Genomic DNA, 4,053 nt, shown 5'->3' on the forward strand with positions numbered 1-4,053 from the left:
GTCGTAGATTAACATAATCTACGACCATTAATATAGCATATCTATCCAAAAAATAAAAGAAAAACATGTAATTTACCCTCAATTTGTATTTTTTTGCACATATTATGTCTTTTACCGTCATTTTTTACTGTTATTCATCATTATTAGTATAGTAGTGATGAAAAATAAGCCTTTTAAACACTAAATCCTTCAATTCAGATAATAAAAACATTCCCATTTATAACATTTATCTTACTGAATCTTACATTTTTATATTAATTTTTTACCAGTTTATCAGGATACCAGTATTATGTTTTATTCATTAAAATCCGAAATTTTGTGTCGTTGATTATGTTAATCTACGACAAATGTTTGGAAATAACATAAAATATACATAAATGTTCTTTATTTAAAAGCAAAAAATCGTACTTTTAAGTACGATTTTTTATTATTTATTAGATAGTTAAAGATAAACGAGCTTTTTATTCTTTATTTTGATAATCGATTATTGCACCAATAACAATCCCAGTCAACATACCAAAACCAGAACAATAAGCAATATAAAAAATACTTTTTAAAAAAATCCATAAAACAACTCCAATTACCATACCGACAATAAAACCGGCAATAATTCCAATAGATAAATATTTGTTTCTATCAATCATCTTTAATTCCTCTTTTACCTTAATTATAGTGCTTTTAAATATTATAACATGTAATAAAAACCAATTAAATAAGCAATGATAATTGTTAAGATTATGTAAAATAAATTTACATTTTATTAATGTTTATATATTATGAAACAAAGGAAGTGATTATGATGACATTAGCCCAAATTAACTGGACCGCAATCATTGCCGGATTGGGACTATTTTTATTTGGAATTGAATATATGGGTGATGGTTTAAAAAAATATTCTGGTGATAAATTAAAAAATATCATTGATAAATATACATCCAGTACCTTTAAAAATATTATCATTGGAGCTGTAGTTACTTGTTTGATTCAGTCAAGTTCGGGAACAACAGTTTTGACAATTGGCTTAATTCGTTCAGGATTAATGTCGTTAAAACAATCAGTTGGTATTATCATGGGTGCTAATATCGGTACTGTAATTACTTCTATTTTTGTTGGATTACGATTTTCTCAATATTCGGTTTATTTTATTATTTTTGGAGCTGCATTTTTGTTTTTTTCCAAAAATAGAAGAACTAAATGTTTAGGACAAGTTATCTTTGGCTTTGGATGTTTATTTTATGGGTTAGAACTGATGGGTAATAATTTAGCTAATATGGCTAAAGTACCGGAATTTATTCAAATTACTAATTATTTAGTCAAAAATCCGATCTTAGGTTTATTTGGGGGAATTATTTTAACTGCTTTTGTTCAATCTTCGGCTGCAATTATTGCATTGATTCAACAAATGTATGATGCTGGTGCCATTAGTTTACTAATTGCTTTACCATTTTTATTTGGCAGCAATATTGGTACTACGATTACGGCAATCATTGCTTCGCTCAATGGTTCAACTTTAGCTAAAAGAGCTGCTTTTTTCCATGTTTTATTTAATACAGTCGGAGCTTTGATTTTTATGATCTGTCTTTTACCATTTTCCTATTTAATTGAATATTTATCAGATCTTTTAAATATCTCTGCTAAATTACAATTATCTTTAGCCCACGGGACTTTTAATATTTTAACGGCTCTACTCTTTATTCCGTTTATTCCTAAAGTTTTAACATTAACAAAAAAAGTTATTAAAAGTTCGAAAAAAGAATTAGAAATGGATCTTAGTGAATTAGATACTAATGTAATTCAGCTATTCCCTAGTCATGCTTTAGTAATTTGTAAAAACAAAACCATTGAAATGGGAAAAATTACTGTTTTAGCAGTCAAAGAAACTAAAAATTATTTTCAGTCTAAAAATTCTGATATTATTAGTAATATTTATGAAAGTGAAGATTTAATCAATACCTTAGATACCAAAATTACTGATTATTTAATTTTGATCAATCATGAAACTTTGACGGACCAGCAGACTAGTGAATATCTTACCAACATGAAAACGATTAAAGATTTTGAACGCATTGGTGATTTGTGTATTAATATAACTCGATATTTTGAAGCTATCTATAGTGAAAATGAAGATTTTTCAATTGAAGCACGGTTAGATATTGAAACGATGATGAATTTAGTTATCGATATGTTACAAAGAAGTATCGAAGCTTATGATCTCCATAACTACGATGATATCAAATATGTTGAAAATAAAGAAAACGATCTTGACTATTTTAATAAAAAAGCTAAACAACGTCATATTAAACGAGTTGGCGATAACAAAGAAAAATCGCCATTAGTAAATTCTACTTATGTCGATATATTAGCTAATTTAGAAAGAATTGGTGACCATTGTCAAAACGTTGCGAAATCATATTTAATTGAAGATGATTTTTAAAAGATAAACTAATTTAACTAGTTTATCTTTATTAATATGGTGATAAATGGTATTCTATTACTAGATTATTTAAAGGAGCAGTTCATGAAAATTTTACTTACTAATTATGATGCTAGTGAATATTTATTATTCCAGGAGCGTTTAAACAATTTATCAAAACAAGGCTATAATTGTAAAAGTGTTGATTATTTTACCGTTTTTAAAAAAGATGATCAGCAGTGTTTCTATAAAACCGATATTTTTGTTCCTGATAAAACCAAAAAAGAAAAAAATCGTCAACAGCGTGATAAATGGTTATTAAATTACGTTAATCGCGGTTATGAATTTATTGGCAAATCAGGTAAAATATATGTTTTTAAAAGTCCTAATAAAATTAATTATTCTGGTACTAAACAATCATTATTAGATACTTATTTTAAAAAGAATCGTACCCTAATTAATATCACACTGATCTTTATTAGTATCTTTTTAACCTATTTACTAGTACCATCAGTTTTTACTAATCAAGATCCCAGTGAATTCGTTACTAATGGTTCAATTATTTTACACTATGTTCCCTTATTGTTTTGTATTAGTTTATTAAGCCGTTTTTTTGTTCATTATGTAAATACTGAAAAATTAAAAAATAAGACAAACAAGCAAAAAGCAATCAACAAAAATCAACAGCTTATTTTTACCATCAACAACTGGCTTTTTATCCTTTCAATTCTTTTAATTATTGCTGGTTTTAGTCTTGATTATTTGCAGCGAAAAACCAAAACTATTTCTAAACAAGTTATCACCCTAGAAACTCTAGGTTATTTAAAAGGTGATAATAATGATGATACCTGTATAACTAGTCACAGTTTTTTAATTAAAGAAGCAATAAGCTACAATGAAAATAATGGTGATCAAATAATCAAAGTTAACTATTATCAATATTCAAATTCCCATAAAGCTGATAAAGCTTTAAATAATTATTTATCAAGTAATCAATTTGCCTTTACTAAAGAAATTAACAATGGTTATTTATTAAGCAATGACAGTGTTTATAATATTATTGCTTTTGTTAAAGAAAAACAACTGATCATTGTCCAAACTAATTTTGATTTACAAACCGATAATAAATATCAAACAATAATAAAACAAGGCTAATTTTGCCTTGTTTTATAGTTTAGTTAATAACTTAACAATTTCATCGATCTTTTGATCAGCATCATGTTCATTAATAGCATCTTTAACACAATGATTCAAATGATTAGTTAATACTTCATTATTGGCATTTTTTATTAATGACTGAATTGCTAGTAACTGATTAGCAATATCAATACAATAACGATCCTCTTCAATCATTTTTATGACCGCATCAATCTGTCCACGAGCTGTTTTTAAACGTAATAATACTTTATCATTAGACATTTTTAATTCCTACAACTTTATATCCCGCTTTTTCAATTGCTCCAGTTAAAACTGCATCATCTTGAATAGTTTCTACTGTAGCTTGATTGTTTTCTAAATCAACCACTGCTGTTGTTTCTGGTAAACCATTTAAGGCATCACTAACATGTTTTTGACAATGCTGACACATCATTCCTTCAATTTGAATTTCTTTTTTCATTTTCTTGTTCTCCTTTACATAA

The 4,053-nt window shown here is 26.6% G+C and carries 5 protein-coding genes; 2 read left to right on the top strand and 3 right to left on the bottom strand.

All coding sequences use genetic code 11. From position 1 onward, the window contains the following. Window positions 1-461: 461 nt before the first annotated feature. On the bottom strand, window positions 462-644 hold the full coding sequence (locus J7M77_RS14360) for a hypothetical protein (protein WP_296879787.1): 183 nt from the start codon (window positions 642-644) through the stop codon (window positions 462-464). 152 nt (window positions 645-796) lie between these two features. Here J7M77_RS14360 and J7M77_RS14365 point away from each other — a divergent pair, with 152 nt between their 5' ends. Both J7M77_RS14365 and J7M77_RS14370 read left to right on the top strand, forming a co-directional pair. After that, window positions 797-2,434, top strand: a complete 1,638-nt coding sequence (locus J7M77_RS14365; protein ID WP_296879789.1) for a Na/Pi cotransporter family protein — start codon at window positions 797-799, stop codon at window positions 2,432-2,434. A gap of 84 nt (window positions 2,435-2,518) precedes the next feature. After that, window positions 2,519-3,568 (top strand): DUF2812 domain-containing protein, encoded by a 1,050-nt coding sequence (locus J7M77_RS14370; protein WP_296879791.1) that lies wholly within the window; start codon window positions 2,519-2,521, stop codon window positions 3,566-3,568. A 12-nt stretch (window positions 3,569-3,580) separates the two neighbouring features. Here J7M77_RS14370 and J7M77_RS14375 read toward each other — a convergent pair whose 3' ends face one another. Continuing rightward, window positions 3,581-3,832: a metal-sensing transcriptional repressor gene (locus tag J7M77_RS14375; protein ID WP_296879793.1), complete on the bottom strand. Its 252-nt coding sequence runs from the start codon at window positions 3,830-3,832 to the stop codon at window positions 3,581-3,583. Continuing rightward, window positions 3,825-4,053: heavy-metal-associated domain-containing protein (locus J7M77_RS14380; protein ID WP_296879795.1), on the bottom strand; the 229-nt coding region annotated here is incomplete at its 5' end. The genes J7M77_RS14375 and J7M77_RS14380, both read right to left, overlap by 8 nt.

The sequence above is a fragment of the Thomasclavelia sp. genome, assembly GCF_017889095.1.
Taxonomy (GTDB): Bacteria; Bacillota_I; Bacilli_A; order Erysipelotrichales; family Coprobacillaceae; genus Thomasclavelia.

Excerpts from the sequence above, each read along its gene's own strand:
- J7M77_RS14360 (WP_296879787.1), bottom strand. The coding sequence starts at position 644 with ATGATTGATAGAAACAAATATTTATCTATTGGAATTATTGCCGGTTTT.
- J7M77_RS14365 (WP_296879789.1), top strand. The coding sequence starts at position 797 with ATGATGACATTAGCCCAAATTAACTGGACCGCAATCATTGCCGGATTG.
- J7M77_RS14370 (WP_296879791.1), top strand. The coding sequence starts at position 2,519 with ATGAAAATTTTACTTACTAATTATGATGCTAGTGAATATTTATTATTC.
- J7M77_RS14375 (WP_296879793.1), bottom strand. The coding sequence starts at position 3,832 with ATGTCTAATGATAAAGTATTATTACGTTTAAAAACAGCTCGTGGACAG.